Origin of the sequence: Bradyrhizobium sp. OAE829 (assembly GCF_040546575.1) — a bacterium.
Taxonomy (GTDB): Bacteria; Pseudomonadota; Alphaproteobacteria; order Rhizobiales; family Xanthobacteraceae; genus Bradyrhizobium.
In genome coordinates this window covers 103032-117831 of the sequence record NZ_JBEPOE010000001.1, presented here as the reverse complement: position 1 = coordinate 117831, position 14800 = coordinate 103032, and the positions used below count along the sequence as shown (strand labels likewise).

The following is a 14800-nucleotide window of genomic DNA, read 5'->3' as shown; positions in this document are numbered from 1 at the left end:
CTCGCTAAATATCTGATCTAATTGTAGATATAAATATTCCATAATATACCTTATGCGAATTACGGCTATACGGCTGCCGAACCGGCCTTTCTTTGCATGGGGTTGTTTTCGTGATTTTGCGCCTGGCCTCTCGGCATAGGCTACCGCCCCCTGAACGTCGGCTTGCGCCGCTCCAGGAACGCCGCGACACCTTCCTTGTGATCCTCGCTCAGGCTCGCCAGCGCGAACTGGTCGACGTCCATATGGCTGGTGAGATCGTCGAGCGCATGCGTGAGCCGGTTGACGGTCAGCTTGGTCATGGCGACCGACAGCGGCGGCTGGGCCGCGACCTTGGTGGCGAGCGCCATGGCGGCGTCGAACGCCTGGCCGGGTTCGGCGACCTCCTCGACCAGCCGCCATTCATAGGCCTCGGCTGCCGTGATGCGGTGGTCGGCCAGGATCACGGCCTGCTTGGTCCGGGCCGGTCCGATCAGGTGCAGCATCCGCGGCACGCTCTGCCAGCTCATGTTCATGCCGAGACCAATCTCGGGCACGCGCATATGGGCGTCGCGGGCCATGACCCGGAAATCCAGCGCCACCGCCAGCGCGACGCCGCCGCCGACGCAGAAGCCTTCGATGGCGCCGATCGTGATCTGTTCCATGTCCTGCCAGGCCCGCGTCAGGCGCGGCCCGAGCTTCAGGTGGCGGCGCAGGGTGCCGAGGTCCATGGTTTTCCGCGCCCGGCCCTCGGGATCCTTGAGATCGAATCCGGCCGTGAACGCCTTGGCGGCGCCGGTCAGCACCACGACCGAGGTCGCGCCGTCATCCTCAAAGCTGCGGGCGGCATCGGTAAGCTGGCGCATCGCCTCCGGCGACATCGCGTTGATGCCGTCGCCCCGGTCGAAACGTACGACGGCGATACGGCCATCGGGCCCAAGGCCTCTTTCAATGGTGACAAACCCGGTCAAGCGGCGTCTCCCTGCCCGTTATTTTTGAGAACCTTAGCGCAGAAGCCTGCGGTCGGCCCGCGCGCTGTTTGCATGCCGGCGGTGCAACCGGCCGTGTGGAGGCTCACAAATGGCCCGTACGCTGGTGGTCGGGTTTGCCTCCCGGGACCGGAAAGCGAATCGTGGTGCCAAGCGTGATCCAGTTGGCGTTTTCGCCCGATATATTGTGGCCGTAGATCAGGTCGACCGAGAATATGTCGTTGGGCCGGTAGCGAATGCCGGTCTGGAATCGCGGCCGGACCGCGCTCGGCTCGTCCGACTGGCCGGCCTGGCCAAACGCTTCGATGGTCCACTGCAACGTGTCCGAGAGCTTCCAGTCAAAGCCGGCGCCGTAGACCAGGTAATGCCGGTCGGCCATGCGGTCCCACATCCAGCCGCCGTTGAGATTGATCCGCATCGTCTCGGACAGCCTGTAGGTCACCGGCACGACCGCGAACGCGGTGAGGTTATCTCCGGTCAACGCGTCGAACGATCCGCCTGCATAAAACGACAGGCCGAACCGTCCCACCCCGGTCGGAATGAAGTTCCACTTGGCCTTGGGAGCAAGGCTGGTGCTCCAGTCGCCGTCGCTGCGCGACCGGACGGTCTGCATGCTCAACTCCACCGGCCTGAAAACATTGACCGCGCAGGATGGATTGGCCACGGCCGTAAAATCCGTGTTGGTCGCAGCCTGCAGCCAGCTCTCGACCTTGCAGGAGCCGACCTCGGCGATGTCGGCGGCGTCGACCGCGTAGGCGCCGTTGGCGGCGCGCGCATCGCCAGCCGGAAACCAAATCGGAAGCCAGGCCGAAATGGCCGCTGCCGCGACGATTGCGATGCGCCCTGCCCCAATCCCCATGGCCAAATGCTAGCAGAGTCTTCGCCTCGACATAGCCCGGATTTTGCGACTATCTTGGCCGCATGACAGGCCATGACCACGATCACCACGACCATCATCACCACCACGATCACGACCATTCGGAATTGTCGGAAACCGAGCTGCGGGTGCGCGCGCTTGAATCGATCCTGACCGAAAAGGGCTATGTCGATCCGGCCTCGCTCGATCTTTTGATCGACCTGTATGAAAAGAAGATCGGGCCGCGCAACGGCATCCGCGTCGTCGCCAAAGCCTGGAGCGATCCGGCCTATCACGCGCGGCTGATGAAGGATGCGACAGCGGCAATCGCCGAGCTCGACTATAGCGGGCGGCAAGGCGAGCACATGGTGGTGGTCGAGAACACACCCGAACAGCACAACATGGTCGTCTGCACGCTCTGCTCCTGCTATCCGCATCCGGTGCTCGGGCTGCCGCCGGTGTGGTACAAATCCGCGCCCTATCGTTCCCGCGCGGTCTCCGATCCGCGCGGCGTGTTGCAGGATTTTGGCGTCGCCCTGCCCGAGACGACAAAGATCCGCGTCTGGGATTCCACCGCCGAAATCCGCTACCTCGTGCTGCCGATGCGGCCCCAAGGCACCGAAGGCTGGAGCGCCGAGCAGCTGGCCGAACTCGTCACCCGCGACAGCATGATCGGCACCGGACTGCCGAAACAGCCTGGCGAGGCCGCCTGATGGACGGCGCCCACGACATGGGCGGCGCCAAAGGCTTTGGCCCCGTCGTACCCGAACCGAACGAGCCGGTGTTTCATGGCGAATGGGAGCGCCGCGCCTTTGCGTTGACGGTCGCGATGTCGCGCCCGGGCGGCTGGAACATCGACATGTCGCGCTTTGCGCGCGAAAACCGCCCGCCCGAGGATTACCTCAGCAAGAGCTATTTCCAGATCTGGCTCGCCGGCCTGGAAACGCTGATGATCGAACGCGGACTGGTGACATCAGAGGAAATCGAGGCCGGCAAGGTGCTCTCGCCACCCAAGCCCGACGTAAAGACCCTGCCCCCGCAGGATGTCGTGCCGACGATCCGGCGCGGCGCCTCGACCGAACGCACGGCAACTTCGCCTGCGCTGTTCGCGGTCGGCGAAACGGTGCGGATGAAAGAGATCCATCCGCAGACGCACACGCGGTTGCCGCAATATGTCCGCGGGCATCTCGGCACGATCGAGCTCAATCACGGGTGCCATGTGTTCGCCGACCTCAATTCGCTCGGCGTCGGCGAGAACCCGCAATGGCTCTACACGGTGCGGTTCGACGGACCTGAATTGTGGGGCAAGGACACCGATCCGACGCTCAGCATTTCGGTCGACGCCTGGGAATCCTATCTGGAGCGCGTGTGATGAACTTGACCCCGCAACAGGCGATGCGGGCGGCGGTTGCAGTCCCCGGCGTGCCCCGCGACGAGGATGGCCCGGTGTTCCGGGAGCCCTGGGAAGCCCGCGCCTTTGCGATGGCGCTGGCACTGCACGAGGCCGGGGTTTTCACGTGGAGGGAGTGGGCGGAGACGCTGGGCGCAGAGATCAAGCGCGCCCAGGCCGCCGGCGATCCCGACACCGGCGAGACCTATTACCAGCACTGGCTGGCGACGCTGGAGACGCTCGTCGCCGCCAAAGGCGTCACGACGTCGGATGTCCTGCACCGCTATCGCGATGCCTGGGATCACGCTGCCGACCGCACCCCGCACGGTGCGCCGATCGAGCTGAAGCCGGGTGATTTCGGCTAGCCTCACCTGTGCGCCCTTCGAGGCCCGTTATTTCCAACGTGTCGATCGCCCGCGATTGGCCGACGGTGCCTGAACCATCCAATCAATGGATCATTCGATCCAATAATTAATCTGCCGTGGCATCGGTCCCTGTTTACTTCGCCAATCCGGACTGCATAGTCTGTTCACGAAAATAAGGCTGTCGGCCAACGATGCCGGCACAAATAAAACATCGAGGGAGGACGATCATGAAGCGAAGAGATTTTCTCGGAGCTGGCGCCGCGACGGTTGCGTTGGCTGCGACGGGCGGCATCGGCGGTGCGGGAGGCGCGTTCGCCCAGACCAAGATGGTCATCAGGGCATCAGATGTTCATCCGCTCGGCTATCCGACGGTCGAGGCCGTGGTGCGCATGGGCAAGAAGCTGGAAACCGCCACCGACGGCCGCCTCACCATTCAGATGTTCCCGTCGATGCAGCTGGGCGGCGAAAAGGAGATGATCGAGCAGGCTCAGCTCGGCGCGCTGCAGATGGCCCGGATTTCCGTCGGCGCGGTCGGCCCGGTCGTGGACGACGTCAACGTCTTCAACATGCCGTTCGTGTTCCGCGATTCCAAGCACATGGAAGCGGTGATCGATGGCGAGATCGGCGACGAGCTGCTGGCGAAGATTTCGGCGAACGAGAAGACCAACCTGATCGCACTGTGCTGGATGAATGCGGGCTCGCGCAACATCTACAACAGCAAACGGCCGATCAAGACGATGGCGGATTTGAAGGGCCTCAAGGTCCGCATGATGGGCAACCCGCTGTTCGTCGATACGATGAACGCGCTTGGCGGCAACGGCGTCGCCCTGGGCTTCGACCAGGTCTTCAGCTCGATGCAGACCGGGGTGATCGACGGCGCGGAGAACAACCCGCCCTCCTTCATCGCCCAGAACCACAATCAGGTGGCAAAATACTTCACCATGACCGAGCACCTGATCATTCCCGAACTGCTCGTGTTCTCGAAGATCTCGTGGCAGAAACTGACGCCGGCTGATCAGGCGCTGATCAAGAAACTGTCGAAGGAATGCCAGGCCGAACAGCGCGTGCTGTGGCACGAGGCGGAGAAAGTCGCGATCGACAAGATGAAGGCCGCCGGCACCGAGATGATCATGGACGTCGACAAGAAGCCGTGGCGCGACGCGGTCAAGCCGGTGTGGGACAAGTACGGCGCCAAATATGCCGAGATGGTCAAGCGCATCGACGCCGTGAAGTAGGGCCTGGCGGATGAGTACGCAGTCCGGCGTGGCCGGCGATCCCGGAGCCGGGCTGTTCCGCAGCGCCATGAATGCGGTCTACTGGACCGGCGCCGTGGTTGCGTGCGTGGCGCTCGTCCTGGTCTCCGCGATCATTCCATGGGCGGTTTACACCCGCTACGTCCTGAACAGCGCCTCGTCCTGGCCTGAGCCGCTGGCCGTCCTGCTGACGGTCGGCATCACCTTCATCGGCGCCGCGAATTGCTATCGCCAGCGCATCCACATGAACATGACCGTGGGCACCGATCTCCTGCCCCCTCGCCTGCGCGGGGCAGCCGCCGTGATCAGCGAACTGCTGATGGGGGCCGTGGCGGTTTTCATGATGGTGTGGGGCATGAAACTCGCTCTGGCGACTTGGGGAAATTCAGTCGATGAGTTTCCCTGGCTTTCCGTCGGCATCACTTACCTGCCGATCCCGATCAGTGGCGCGATGATGCTGCTGTTCGTGATCGAACGGCTGACCATAGGGCCTCCGCCGTCAAGCGGCGGCGATCCCCACGTCCCTATCGAATAACGTTTCTCTTCCAGCACGGACGTCCGATGGATATCGCAGTTCTCCTTCTCAGCATGTGTGTGTTCTTCGCCATCGGCATGCCGATCGCCTATGCCATGGCGCTGTCCGCGTTGGTCGGCGCGCTGTGGATCGACCTTCCGGTCGCCGCGATCATGCAGCAACTGTCTAGCGGTGTCGGCAAGGTGTCGATGCTGACCATTCCGTTTTTTGTCCTGGCCGGCGCGATCATGGCCGAGGGCGGCATGGCGCGACGGTTGGTGGATTTTGCAGCCGTCATCGTCGGCTTCACGCGCATTCGCGGCGGCCTCTCGCAAGTCAATATCCTTGCAACGACGATCATGAGCGGCATCTCCGGTTCTTCCGTCGCTGATACCTCCGCGATCGGCTCGGTCATGATCCCGCAGATGGCCAAAAAGGGCTACCCGCGCGTCTTCGCGACCAACGTCACCATCAGCGCCTCGCTGCAGGCCATCGTCGTTCCGCCGAGCCACAACGCCGTGATCTATTCACTGGCGACCGGCGGGGTCGTCTCGATCACGAGCCTGTTCCTGGCGGGAATCCTGCCCGGCTTGCTGCTGGGCTTTTCGCTGATGCTGTTGTGCTTGTTCTACGCCTATCGCGACAAGCATCCGAAGGGCGAGCCAGTGCCGATCCGGCAGGCCGCCAAAATGCTGGTCGAAGCGCTCTGGGGCATCGTGACGCTTGTGATCGTGCTCGGCGGCATCCTCACGGGCGTTTTCACGCCGATCGAGGCCGGCGCCGTGGCCTGCGTCTGGGCGTTCTTCGTCACCATGTTCATCTACCGCGACTACAAATGGTCGGAACTGCCGCAGCTGGCCTACCGGACGCTGCAGACCGTGGCGATGGTGCTGACGCTGGTCGCTACCGCATCCTGCTTCGGCTACATCGCAGCCATCATGCAAATGCCCGCGAAGATGACGGAATTCTTCGTCGCGATTTCAGCCAACAAATACGTGCTGCTGATGTGGCTCAACATCATGCTGCTGGTGCTGGGCACCGCGCTCGATCTCGCGCCGCTGTTGCTGATCTGCACGCCGATCCTGCTGCCGGTGGTCAAGAGCTTCGGCATCGATCCCGTCCATTTCGGCATCGTCATGCTGCTCAACCTGGGCATCGGGCTGTTGACGCCGCCGGTGGGCACAACGCTGTTCGTCGGTTGCGCGATCGGCAAGGTTTCGGTCGACGACATCATGCGCGAGATCTGGCCGTTCTACTACGTGATGTTCGCGGTGCTGATGCTCGTGACCTATATCCCCGCGATCTCGCTGTGGTTGCCGCACTCGTTCGGATTTCACTAGCTATCGAGCGAAAGCCTGCCCCGGACTTGATCCGGGGTGGACACCGGGTTCGCGTTAGCAAAACGCGTCAAGGCAAATAACTACGCTTTCGCATATTCGCGCCAGCCCTTGGCGCGTAACGCGCAGGCCGGGCATTCGCCGCAGCCATAGCCCCAATCGTGCTGGTCGCCCCGCTCGCCGAGATAACAGGTGTGGGAATGTTCGCGGATCAGGTCGACCAGCCCTGCCCCGCCGAGGTCATGTGCAAGCTTCCAGGTCGAGGCCTTGTCCAGCCACATCAGCGGTGTGTGCAGTTCGAATTGTTTGGCCATGCCGAGATTGAGCGCGGACTGCAGCGCCTTGATGGTCTCGTCACGGCAATCCGGATAGCCGGAATAATCCGTCTCGCACATGCCGCCGATGATGTGGCGGATGCCGCGCCGGTACGCCAGCGCCGCGGCAAACGTCAAAAACACCAGATTGCGGCCGGGCACGAAGGTGTTGGGCAGCCCGTCCTCACCCATTGCGATCGCGACATCGCGCGTCAGTGCGGTGTCGGAAATCTCCGCCAGCGTCGGAATCTCCAGCGTATGGCTCTCCCCGAGCCTCGCGGCCCAATCCGGCCGCAATGATTTGATGCCCGACAGCAGACGATCCCGGCACCCAAGCTCGATTGCGTGGCGCTGGCCGTAGCTGAATCCCAGCATTTCGACGCGCGCGAAGCGTTGCAGGGCCCAGGCCAGGCAGGTGGTGGAATCCTGTCCGCCGGAAAACAGCACCAGCGCGGTTTCGGATTGGAACGGATCGCTCATGGAGCCCCAATACCATTCCCGGGCGCGCAGGCCAATCGGTGGAAATCAATCCGGTTTCGGCGCGTTCCGCTGGGATCGGTCCGCCGCTTGCGGCATAAAGCCAAGGTCTGTCCTCTCCCCGGCGTCGGTAAACCCATGACCCCTTCCCGCGATATTTCCCGGCTGCTCGAAATCATGGCGGCGCTGCGTACGCCGGTCACCGGTTGCCCATGGGATCTCGAACAGAATTTTGCGACGATCGCGCCCTACACCGTCGAGGAAGCTTATGAGGTCGTCGACGCCATCACCCGTGGCGATCTCGACGATCTCCGTGAGGAACTCGGCGATCTCCTGCTGCAGGTCGTCTATCATGCGCGTATGGCCGAGGAACAGAACGCCTTTGCTTTCGGCGACGTAGTCGAGGCGGTCACAAGAAAGATGATCAGACGGCACCCGCACGTCTTCGCCGACAAGGACGGCAACATCCAGCCGGCCGGCGTCAAGAGCGCCTGGGAGCGCATCAAGGCTGAGGAGAAGGCCGAACGTGCCGCGCGCCGGCCGCCGGAGTCGGGCGGACCCAAATCGCTTCTCTCGAGCGTCAAGGCGGGCCAGCCTGCGCTGACGCGCGCGATGGAATTGCAGCGCAAGGCCTCGACCGTCGGCTTCGACTGGAACGATCCCCGGGCCGTGCTGCACAAGATCCGCGAGGAGGCCGACGAGATCGAGGCGGCGCTCGGCAAGGGCGATACGGAAGAACTCGCAAGCGAGACCGGCGATCTCCTGTTCGCCCTGGTCAATCTGGCGCGGCATGTCGGCGCCGATCCCGAAACTGCGCTGCGCGGCACCAACGCGAAATTCGAGCGCCGCTTTGCCTACATCGAACGCGCCCTGGCAGCCAAAGGCCGCACACTCGAGGGCGCGTCACTTACCGAGATGGATGCGCTGTGGAATGAGGCCAAGGGAGAGGAGCGGCCGGCGGAGCCGACAACGGTAGCGAAGGCTTGAACCTGCATCAGCTGGCCGATACCGTCCCCGATATTGTCTCAATTGAGGGGCCATGCCTTTGACCGGATTGGTGAGCCAATTGCTTCCTTTCGTGGCGGCCGCCAGCCTTGGCCTTCTCGCTGGTGCGTTGCTGGCCGAAGACCGGCTGCTGCTGCCTTACTGGCGCACGCTGTCGGCGGACACGTTCTACGCGCTGCACCCAAGCTATGGGCCGCGCCTGTACCGCTTCTTTGCGCCGCTGACAACGGCTGCGCCAATGGCCGCTGTGCTGGCTGCGATACAGATCGTGTTGCAATCTGAGGGGCTTGGGCCGCGCACCACCGCGGCGATCACCGCAGCCGTTCTGGCGTGGTGTCTGGTCGCGATCTATTTGGTCTATTTCAGGTCGGCGAACGATGCCTTTGCACGGCACGCGGTGTCGCCTGAGGATTTGCCGGCCGTGCTGGCGCGCTGGGCCGGCTGGCATCGGGCGCGTGTGCTGATCTGCTTGGCAGCGTTCGCCCTGTCGCTTGTGACCCTCGCGGCCTAATCGAGAATAGACAGCTTCCCACCCAACCAAGCTAGGCCGCGTGGGGCACGGCTCCGAACCGCGACACCACGATGTCGTGTTTGGTCTCGTCGACCCGCACCGTCATGTCGAACCGCTCGCCGTGAAGCTCCTTGGTGAGCACTTCGGCGTTACGATGCAGCCAGCTGATGCCGGCGCCATCGGAGGCGTCGATCGATAGATCGAGCGTCATCCGGAAGGCTGCGAGCCGATCCTCGATCGCGGTCAGCAGCGTCTCGATCCCTTCGCCGGTTTCGGCGGATACCAGAAAGCACGGCCGCTCTTCTGGCCGGCGCGCGGCGATGTTGCGCAGGTTGTCGCGCTCCTCGGGATCGAAGCGATCGATCTTGTTCCAGACTTCGAGGATACGCGCGCCTGCGTCCGGGTCGATCCCGAGCTGGCGCAGCACGGCGTCGACGTCGCGCTCCTGAGCCTCCGCGTCCTCGTGCGAGATGTCGCGGACGTGCAGGATGATGTCCGCTTCCAGCACCTCTTCCAGCGTGGCGCGAAACGCGGCCACCAGTTGCGTCGGCAGGTTGGAGATGAATCCGACCGTGTCCGACAGCATCGCCTTGCCGCCATGCGGCAGGGTCAGCGCGCGCAATGTAGGATCCAATGTCGCAAAGAGCATGTCGGCGGCCTGGACGTCGGCGCGGGTCAGGCGGTTGAACAGCGTAGACTTGCCGGCGTTGGTGTAGCCGACCAGCGCGACCACACGATACGGCACCCGCTGCCGGCCGGCGCGATGCAGCCGTCGCGTTGCCTGCACCTTCTTGATTTCGTTCTCAAGGCGCGTGATGCGGTCGCCGATCAGGCGGCGGTCGGCCTCGATCTGGGTCTCGCCGGGGCCGCCCATGAAGCCGAAACCGCCGCGCTGGCGCTCCAGATGGGTCCATGATCGCACCAGCCGGCTGCGCTGATAATTCAGATGCGCAAGCTCGACCTGCAGCGAACCTTCCTTGGTCTTGGCGCGACGGCCGAAGATTTCCAGGATCAGTCCGGTACGGTCGAGCACCTTGGTGTCCCAGGCCTTCTCGAGATTGCGTTGCTGGATCGGCGACAACGCGCAGTCCATCACCACGAGTTCGATGTCATGGCCTTTGATGAGGCCGAGGATCTCCTCGACCTTGCCCTTGCCGAGATAGGTCGCGGGCCTGATCTGGCTGATCGGAGCGATCAGGGAATCGGCGACCGTCAGGTCGATGGCGCGCGCCAGACCTGCGGCCTCCTCCAGCCGCGCCTCGGAATCGCGCACGGCCTCGTTCGCCTGCGCATCGGCATCGCCGCGGCGCATACGCAAATAAGGACCGATGACGATCACCCGCCCCGGTCTGTCTGCCCCCCGCCGACCGCGGACGGTCGGCGTCCCCTTCACGATTGAGGGGTTCCAATCAGGTCACTCTCAAGCCGGAGCATCCTCACCGCCTTCGAACAACTGGATCGGAGCACCCGGCATGATGGTCGAGATCGCGTGCTTGTATACAAGCTGCGAGTGCCCGTCGCGCCGAAGCAGCAGGCAGAAATTGTCGAACCAGGTGACAATCCCCTGCAGCTTTACTCCGTTGACCAGAAAGATCGTTAGTGGCGTTTTGGTTTTGCGAACGTGATTTAGGAAGGTGTCTTGTAGGTTTTGTGCGCGGTCTGCCGCCATTGTTTTTGTCCCGCCGTCTTGTGCTTCTTTTTATTTAACCGGTTGTTGCTCTCTAACGGAGCCTGCCCCGGTCGCCGGCTTCCCCTGAGATCCCCCTCCGGTCGGCTCGGCGGAATGATTAGAAGGCAGGCGCGCTTTTTAGGCAAGCCAGTTCGCGCGTCACCCCCGCGGAACCCAGTGACCATTCTCCGTAAAACTCCGGAAAGAGATGAATATTCTCAAGCAACTGCATGGATCGACGCAGCTGCTTGCCGGATACCAATTCGCGTAAATCTCAGCCTACCCCGAGCGCTTTGAGCTTGCGATGCAGGGCCGAGCGCTCCATGCCGACGAATTCCGCTGTGCGAGAGATGTTGCCCGAGAACCGGCTGATCTGGGCGATCAGATAGTCGCGCTCGAACACCTCGCGCGCTTCGCGCAATGGCAAGCCCATGATGTGCTCGCCATTGTTGCTGGTCGGCATGGCCGGCACCATTGAGCCGACGTCCTGCGGCAGCATGTCGGCGGTGACGATCGCTTCCGGACCGCCGCCGGCCAGAATCATCACGCGCTCGACGTTGTTGCGGAGCTGGCGGACGTTGCCGGGCCAGACATGCGATTGCAGCACCGCCATCGCATCTTGGCCGATTTGTCGTTTCGGCAGGCCGGTCGCGATCGAAATCTGATCCATGAAGTAGTCGATCAGTTCGGGAATGTCTTCGCGGCGTTCCGACAGCGGCGGCACCCGGATCGGCACCACCGACAGCCGGTGATAAAGGTCCTCGCGGAATCGTCCTTCGGAGATCTCCTCTTCCAGGTTGCGCGCGGTCGAGGAGATGATGCGGACGTCGACATGTACCTTGGCGGTGCCGCCCGAACGCTGGAAGGTCTGATCGACCAGCACGCGCAGGATCTTGTTCTGGGTTTCGCGCGGCATGTCGGCGATTTCGTCGATGAACAGCGTGCCGCCATGGGCCTCTTCGAGCGCGCCGGCCTTGCGCGCCTGTTCGCCATTGGTCTGCTCGACCCCGAACATTTCGACTTCCATCCGCTCCGGCGTGATGGCCGCTGCGTTGATGACGACGAAAGGCCCTTCGGCGCGGCTCGAGGCATGATGCAGCGTCCGCGCTGCCAGCTCCTTGCCTGAACCGGGAGGGCCGACGATCAGGATGCGGCTGTTGGCCTTGGCGGCCCGGTCGATGGTCTGGCGCAGCTGGTTCATGCAGGCCGAGCGCCCGGTCAGAACGCTAGCAGCCGGAGCCAATTGCTTGAGTTCTTTTACCTCGCGCTTGAGGCGCGAGGTTTCGAGCGCCCGCGTCGCCACCAGGATCAGGCGGTCCGATTTGAAGGGCTTTTCGATGAAGTCATAGGCGCCGCGCTTGATGGCGGCGACGGCCGTTTCGATGTTGCCGTGGCCGGAGATCATCACCACGGGCACCTCGGCGTGATCCTTCTTGATTTGCTCGAGCAATTGCAGGCCGTCGAGCTTGGAGCCCTGCAGCCAGATGTCGAGAAACACCAGATGGGGGCGGCGGTTGGCGATCTCGGCAAGCGCCGAATCGCTGTCGCGCGCGGTCCGGGTGCTGAAACCCTCATCGTCCAGAATGCCCGCAACAAGGTCCCGGATATCTGCTTCGTCGTCGACAATCAGAATGTCACTGGCCATGGGTTACACCTGTCTTGTCAGTTGCCTGTTGCGGCTTTGATTTTTGGTTCATCATTAGTCGCGTTTGCCGCCTCATTGGTTTCGGAAGCCGGCGCTTTTGTTTCGCCGCCCTGCTCTTTTACGGCCGCAGCCGGTTCTTTCGCTTCGGCCTTCGGCGCCTGGCCGGACACGGCAAAGCGCAACCGCATCCAGGCCCCACGTTGCCCCGGCCGGAAGTCAGACGCATCCTTGAGTTCGATGCGGCCGCCATGGTCTTCCAGCACCCGCCCGACGATCGCGAGCCCAAGGCCGGTGCCTTTCTGCCGCGTCGTCACGTAAGGCTCTAGCAGGCGCGCGCGAGCCGTCTTCGGCAGGCCGATACCGTTGTCGATCACATCGATCACGATGTCGTCGTTCTCCTGCGCGGCGATGACATCGATACGGCCCTTGCCAAGCTCCTCCGGCGGGACCTGCTCGATCGCCTCGGTCGCGTTCTTGATGATGTTGGTCAATGCCTGCGAAATCAGCCGGCGGTCGAACTGCGCCCGAATCGGGTCTTGCTTGATTTCAGTCTCGATATCGAGGTCGGGATGCCCGACCTTCATCAGGAATACCGCCTGCCGTACGGTATCGGCAACGTCCTCGCCTTCCATTACCGGCTTCGGCATCCGCGCAAAGCGGGAGAACTCGTCGACCATCCGCCTGATGTCGTCGACCTGGCGCACGATCGTGTCGGTGCATTGCTCGAAGATACCCTTGTCTTCGACAATGACCTTGCCGAACTTGCGGCGGATACGTTCGGCCGAAAGCTGGATCGGCGTCAGCGGATTCTTGATTTCGTGGGCGATGCGGCGTGCCACGTCGCCCCAGGCCGAGGTGCGCTGCGCGGAAACCAGATCCGTGATGTCGTCGAGCGTGATGATGTAACTGTCGCGCGATTGCCCGGTCTGTTCGGCGCTGACGCGGACCGACAGATTGCTCTCATGGCCGTCGCGGGTGATGGTGATCTGGCCCTGCACCAGCTTCTGCGTCCCCTCACGTGCGGTTTTCATCATGTCATCGAGCTCGGGCAGCACGTCCGACAACGGATGATCGAGCGTTTCCGATTCCACATGACCGATGAGTTTTTCCGCCGAACGGTTCAGGATGCCGACGCTGCCGGAGGCATCGACGCCGATGATGCCGGCGCTGGCCGACGAAAGCACAGCCTCGATGAAACGTCGGCGGCTGTCGATCAGCTCGCTGGCGCTGACCAGCTCGTCGCGCTGGGTGCGCAATTCCTGTGTCATCTTGTTGAAGGTCTCGCCCAATTGGGCCAGGTCGCCTTCCGATTTATGGACCGGTACCTGGACATGCAGATCGCCGGTGGACACGATGTTGGCGGCGCTCATCAAATTGCGGATCGGCGCCACCAGCCAGTTCGCAAAGTTCAACCCGATCAGCACCGACGCCATCAGGATCGTGAGCGCGATCACCGCGAACATCAGCGCGAAGGCGACCTGGATGCCTAGCCGTCGTGCTTCGATCTGGGCATATTCGGCGACGCTGGCCTGGGTCTGCCGCAGCTGGCCAACCACGCGTGGATCGAGCAGGCGCGCGACGTAGAGAAAGGTATCGTCGAAGGCCCGCAGGCGGACCACCGCTGCAACGTAGTTCTCCTCCGGGAAAACCGAAATCTCGGGTTTATCCTCGCCGACATTGTCGAGCAATTCCTTCGGCGGGGTCGCAAAGGCTTGCCTGATGCCGGTTTGCGCGGACACCACCACGTTGCCTTCCTTGTCGAGCAGCATGGTGCCCGGCAAGTTGCGCTTGGAGGCACTCGCCGTCAGCAACTCCAGAAACGTACGCCGGTCCTGGACGAACAACGGCCACGCGTTGGCGATATCATTGGCCATGCCCAGGATGTCGCCATTGATGAGCTGGGCGTGCTCGTACGTGTAGGCCCGCGCGATGATCAGCGAATTCTGGATCACCTCCCGCGTCGGGCCCGAAAATAGCCGGTCGAGACCGCGATCGATGGTGACGTTGGCGACGATCGCCACCAACACCGCCGGCAGCACGGCAATCACCGAGAACAGACCCACGATCTGGACGTGCAGCCTTGCCGCCGCCTTGCCACGGCGCCGCGCCTGCACCACCAGCCAGACTTCGCGGATGATAATGGCAACCAGCAGCAGGATGGTCGCGGCATTGATCAACAGGAAGGAGTAGACGACGTTGCGCGAAGGTTCGATCGGCGTCAGGCCGCTCAGCACCACAAAGGTCAGGAACGCCGACAGCAGCGCGATCCCGACCGCAAACGGCGCCACCCATTTCCGCAGGATTCCTCCTGTGGATTGGGCAAGCGACGGGTCAAATGTAGGCGCCGAGGTCTCTGCGGTGGTCATTCCGGCAATCGGTGATTTGAAAGACTTTGTGTCCGCCTGCCGCGGACTGATGCATTCATATCACAATGTTGCCAAATTGCGACAATTCCGCGGCGCACCTCGTCGCGAAAGCGTTCTGTACCAGCATTTCGAA

At 62.8% G+C, this 14800-nt stretch carries 14 protein-coding genes and 1 pseudogene; 8 read left to right on the top strand and 7 right to left on the bottom strand.

Going from position 1 to position 14800, the window contains the following annotated elements; genetic code table 11:
* Window positions 1–140 precede the first annotated feature (140 nt).
* Both ABIE49_RS00540 and ABIE49_RS00535 read right to left on the bottom strand, forming a co-directional pair.
* Complete coding sequence (locus tag ABIE49_RS00540; protein WP_192735957.1) at window positions 141–947, bottom strand: enoyl-CoA hydratase/isomerase family protein; 807 nt, start codon at window positions 945–947, stop codon at window positions 141–143.
* 103 nt (window positions 948–1050) lie between these two features.
* Window positions 1051–1824 (bottom strand): PA4824 family protein, encoded by a 774-nt coding sequence (locus tag ABIE49_RS00535; protein ID WP_192735956.1) that lies wholly within the window; start codon window positions 1822–1824, stop codon window positions 1051–1053.
* A gap of 62 nt (window positions 1825–1886) precedes the next feature.
* Between ABIE49_RS00535 and nthA the strand changes: the two genes are divergently transcribed.
* From nthA to ABIE49_RS00505, 6 genes are all read left to right on the top strand, one after another.
* Window positions 1887–2534 carry a nitrile hydratase subunit alpha gene (gene nthA, locus ABIE49_RS00530; protein WP_192735955.1) on the top strand — a complete coding sequence of 216 codons (648 nt, stop codon included), beginning with the start codon at window positions 1887–1889 and terminating at the stop codon, window positions 2532–2534.
* Window positions 2534–3193, top strand: a complete 660-nt coding sequence (gene nthB / locus ABIE49_RS00525) for a nitrile hydratase subunit beta (RefSeq protein ID WP_192735954.1) — start codon at window positions 2534–2536, stop codon at window positions 3191–3193. The genes nthA and nthB overlap by 1 nt, the downstream gene beginning before the upstream one ends.
* Window positions 3193–3576: a nitrile hydratase accessory protein gene (locus ABIE49_RS00520; RefSeq protein ID WP_192735953.1), complete on the top strand. Its 384-nt coding sequence runs from the start codon at window positions 3193–3195 to the stop codon at window positions 3574–3576. Before nthB ends, ABIE49_RS00520 begins: the two co-directional genes overlap by 1 nt.
* A 227-nt stretch (window positions 3577–3803) precedes the next feature.
* Entirely contained in the window at window positions 3804–4811 is a 1008-nt protein-coding gene (locus tag ABIE49_RS00515) for a TRAP transporter substrate-binding protein (RefSeq protein WP_192735952.1), read from the top strand.
* Window positions 4812–4821: 10 nt separating this feature from the next.
* Window positions 4822–5364 (top strand): TRAP transporter small permease, encoded by a 543-nt coding sequence (locus tag ABIE49_RS00510; protein WP_192735951.1) that lies wholly within the window; start codon window positions 4822–4824, stop codon window positions 5362–5364.
* 26 nt (window positions 5365–5390) lie between these two features.
* The gene (locus tag ABIE49_RS00505) at window positions 5391–6683 is read left to right on the top strand and encodes a TRAP transporter large permease (protein WP_192735950.1); all 1293 of its coding nucleotides are present in this window, start codon (window positions 5391–5393) and stop codon (window positions 6681–6683) included.
* Window positions 6684–6763: 80 nt separating this feature from the next.
* Here ABIE49_RS00505 and queC read toward each other — a convergent pair whose 3' ends face one another.
* Entirely contained in the window at window positions 6764–7474 is a 711-nt protein-coding gene (queC, locus tag ABIE49_RS00500) for a 7-cyano-7-deazaguanine synthase QueC (protein ID WP_192735949.1), read from the bottom strand.
* A 135-nt stretch (window positions 7475–7609) separates the two neighbouring features.
* On the opposite strand from queC, the gene mazG reads away from it, so the two are divergent.
* Both mazG and ABIE49_RS00490 read left to right on the top strand, forming a co-directional pair.
* Entirely contained in the window at window positions 7610–8458 is an 849-nt protein-coding gene (gene mazG / locus ABIE49_RS00495; protein WP_192735948.1) for a nucleoside triphosphate pyrophosphohydrolase, read from the top strand.
* Window positions 8459–8510: 52 nt separating this feature from the next.
* Window positions 8511–8987 carry a hypothetical protein gene (locus ABIE49_RS00490; RefSeq protein ID WP_192735947.1) on the top strand — a complete coding sequence of 159 codons (477 nt, stop codon included), beginning with the start codon at window positions 8511–8513 and terminating at the stop codon, window positions 8985–8987.
* A 31-nt stretch (window positions 8988–9018) separates the two neighbouring features.
* On the opposite strand, the pseudogene hflX reads toward ABIE49_RS00490, so the two are convergent.
* From hflX to ABIE49_RS00470, 4 genes and pseudogenes are all read right to left on the bottom strand, one after another.
* Window positions 9019–10396, bottom strand: a pseudogene (hflX, locus tag ABIE49_RS00485) (GTPase HflX).
* A gap of 11 nt (window positions 10397–10407) precedes the next feature.
* The gene (gene hfq / locus ABIE49_RS00480; RefSeq protein ID WP_006020546.1) at window positions 10408–10656 is read right to left on the bottom strand and encodes an RNA chaperone Hfq; all 249 of its coding nucleotides are present in this window, start codon (window positions 10654–10656) and stop codon (window positions 10408–10410) included.
* A gap of 274 nt (window positions 10657–10930) precedes the next feature.
* A complete protein-coding gene (gene ntrX / locus ABIE49_RS00475) occupies window positions 10931–12301 on the bottom strand; it encodes a nitrogen assimilation response regulator NtrX (RefSeq protein WP_192735945.1) in 1371 nt (456 codons plus the stop codon).
* A gap of 17 nt (window positions 12302–12318) precedes the next feature.
* On the bottom strand, window positions 12319–14667 hold the full coding sequence (locus ABIE49_RS00470) for a sensor histidine kinase NtrY-like (protein ID WP_192735944.1): 2349 nt from the start codon (window positions 14665–14667) through the stop codon (window positions 12319–12321).
* Window positions 14668–14800: the final 133 nt, after the last annotated feature.

Excerpts from the sequence above, each read along its gene's own strand:
- ABIE49_RS00535 (WP_192735956.1), bottom strand. The coding sequence starts at position 1,824 with ATGGGGATTGGGGCAGGGCGCATCGCAATCGTCGCGGCAGCGGCCATT.
- nthA (WP_192735955.1), top strand. The coding sequence starts at position 1,887 with ATGACAGGCCATGACCACGATCACCACGACCATCATCACCACCACGAT.
- nthB (WP_192735954.1), top strand. The coding sequence starts at position 2,534 with ATGGACGGCGCCCACGACATGGGCGGCGCCAAAGGCTTTGGCCCCGTC.
- ABIE49_RS00520 (WP_192735953.1), top strand. The coding sequence starts at position 3,193 with ATGAACTTGACCCCGCAACAGGCGATGCGGGCGGCGGTTGCAGTCCCC.
- ABIE49_RS00515 (WP_192735952.1), top strand. The coding sequence starts at position 3,804 with ATGAAGCGAAGAGATTTTCTCGGAGCTGGCGCCGCGACGGTTGCGTTG.
- ABIE49_RS00510 (WP_192735951.1), top strand. The coding sequence starts at position 4,822 with ATGAGTACGCAGTCCGGCGTGGCCGGCGATCCCGGAGCCGGGCTGTTC.
- ABIE49_RS00505 (WP_192735950.1), top strand. The coding sequence starts at position 5,391 with ATGGATATCGCAGTTCTCCTTCTCAGCATGTGTGTGTTCTTCGCCATC.
- queC (WP_192735949.1), bottom strand. The coding sequence starts at position 7,474 with ATGAGCGATCCGTTCCAATCCGAAACCGCGCTGGTGCTGTTTTCCGGC.
- mazG (WP_192735948.1), top strand. The coding sequence starts at position 7,610 with ATGACCCCTTCCCGCGATATTTCCCGGCTGCTCGAAATCATGGCGGCG.
- ABIE49_RS00490 (WP_192735947.1), top strand. The coding sequence starts at position 8,511 with ATGCCTTTGACCGGATTGGTGAGCCAATTGCTTCCTTTCGTGGCGGCC.
- hfq (WP_006020546.1), bottom strand. The coding sequence starts at position 10,656 with ATGGCGGCAGACCGCGCACAAAACCTACAAGACACCTTCCTAAATCAC.
- ntrX (WP_192735945.1), bottom strand. The coding sequence starts at position 12,301 with ATGGCCAGTGACATTCTGATTGTCGACGACGAAGCAGATATCCGGGAC.
- ABIE49_RS00470 (WP_192735944.1), bottom strand. The coding sequence starts at position 14,667 with ATGACCACCGCAGAGACCTCGGCGCCTACATTTGACCCGTCGCTTGCC.